The sequence below is a fragment of the Terriglobus sp. YAF25 genome, assembly GCF_052113305.1.
In the GTDB taxonomy this organism is placed as follows: Bacteria; Acidobacteriota; Terriglobia; order Terriglobales; family Acidobacteriaceae; genus Terriglobus.
The window spans coordinates 1-1,734 of record NZ_JBFRCY010000950.1; the positions used below are offsets into that span (position 1 = coordinate 1).

At 56.2% G+C, this 1,734-nt stretch carries 3 protein-coding genes; 1 reads left to right on the forward strand and 2 read right to left on the reverse strand.

The genetic code is table 11. The features are described from left to right. Positions 1-325: 325 nt before the first annotated feature. Entirely contained in the window at positions 326-898 is a 573-nt protein-coding gene (locus AB4043_RS25500) for a response regulator (RefSeq protein ID WP_442299213.1), read from the forward strand. A gap of 160 nt (positions 899-1,058) precedes the next feature. Here AB4043_RS25500 and AB4043_RS25505 read toward each other — a convergent pair whose 3' ends face one another. Continuing rightward, entirely contained in the window at positions 1,059-1,370 is a 312-nt protein-coding gene (locus tag AB4043_RS25505; protein WP_442308518.1) for an ABC transporter permease, read from the reverse strand. After that, positions 1,342-1,734: ABC transporter permease (locus AB4043_RS25510; RefSeq protein ID WP_442308519.1), on the reverse strand; the 393-nt coding region annotated here is incomplete at its 5' end. The genes AB4043_RS25510 and AB4043_RS25505, both read right to left, overlap by 29 nt.

Below are 1,734 nucleotides of genomic sequence, written 5' to 3' on the forward strand. Positions count from 1 at the left end.
GATGGATCCCGATCTTCCAGCTATTCTTTTCGACCAAGCGACAAGGAACTGGTGTGAGGCTCTGGGTGCGCCAGTGCCTCGTCCCACAAGTACGGCGGTGCCATTCGCGTGCGCGCACTCGTTCCGGTGCGGGGCAAAGAACCGGTACTGTGTTCCGCATCTGCGTTCCTGCAAGGCAGCCCTCCCATAAGGTGTACCCTAGATGTCCAGTTCCAGGAACTGGCTAAATATGGCGCGGGGCGTCCGCGCCTATTGACAACCGCGTCTATCATTATTGGATGGATCTGACGAGCCCACTGGCATCCTGCTAGAGAATGGAGAGCTTTTGCCCGAAAACTCATTTCCATACCGTATCTTGATCCTGGAAGATGATGCCCGGCTGCGTGAGCTAGGCAAATTGCTGCTGGAATCGCAAGCTTATGAAGTGCTGACCGCCGGAGACGGTTTCGAAGGCTTGCTTGCACTAAAGCGGGCATTGCCAGACATCATCATTTCCGATCTGAGTATGCCGCACATGAACGGGTTTGAATTCCTATCCGTCGTGCGACGCCGTTTTCCTATAATTCCTGTAATCGTCATTTCGGGAGAGTTTTCTGGTACTACAGTCCCAGAGAGCGTCCTCGCCGACGCCTTTTTTGCAAAGGGGCAGTACAAGGCGGAAGGTCTGTTCCAAAAGATAGTGGAACTGCTTCAAGAGCTCCCGGCGCGCCCGCGCATTGGCAAGCCAGACAAAGCGGCGGTCTGGGTAAAAAGGGATAACGGCATCGTCGCCGTGACCTGCACCGGTTGTCTACGGACCTTTCCCGTGCTCAACCCTATTACTGGAATCAACACGGTTGAATGTGAGTTCTGCTCTTGCACAATCAGATTTGAGATCATCGACCACATTGTGGAATAGGTACTGATGCGAGCTCGACACATGCAAAGCGATTCCTCGATGCCGCGATGAACGCTTGAGCCAACCGTGTGCCCTACTTTCGTGCGCACTAGTAACAAGAGCAGGGTTCAGTCGTGATGAGATGGTAGGCGGTACCCGAGTACGTATCGTCTCTCAACGCCTACTCATACCGCAGAGCATCGATCGGATTCAGCCGCGAGGCCTTCAACGCCGGCACCATTCCGCTGACCAGGCCCACCACGATGAGGATCGTGGTCGAGACAATCACGATAGTAGGTGAGAGGATCAGCCGGATGTCCGCCGCTTCCCCGCCCTTGGCAATCGCACTGTAGAAGGTGATGCGTCCGGCGAAGACGCTTACCAGCCAGGCCAGCAGCATGCCGCCCGCGCCTCCGATACCGGTAATGACCATCGCTTCCGACAGGAACTGGAAGAGGATGTCTTTACGTCGCGCGCCAAGGGCTTTCTCCACTCCGATCTCTTTCGTCCGCTGCTGCACGCTCACCGATATCGGACATCGTCGAGTACGGAATATTGATGATGCGGTTGACGTTGTCGTCGCCCTCCTGCATCTTCGGCTTCAGAATACCCACGATCTGAAATGGGATGCCGTTCACGCGGATGGTCTGGCCCAGAGCATCGACTCCGCCAAAAAGCTTATCTTTTGCCTCGGGGCCGATGACGGTCACGTGCGCGCGAGAGTTCACGTCTTCGGCGGTGATGAAGCGGCCCTGGCCGATGGACCACTTCTGCACATCGGCGATCTCCGGCATGACGCCGTCCGTCTCCCATGTGAAGATGTGGAGGTCACTCTTCACCGGCACCTGCTTCCACAA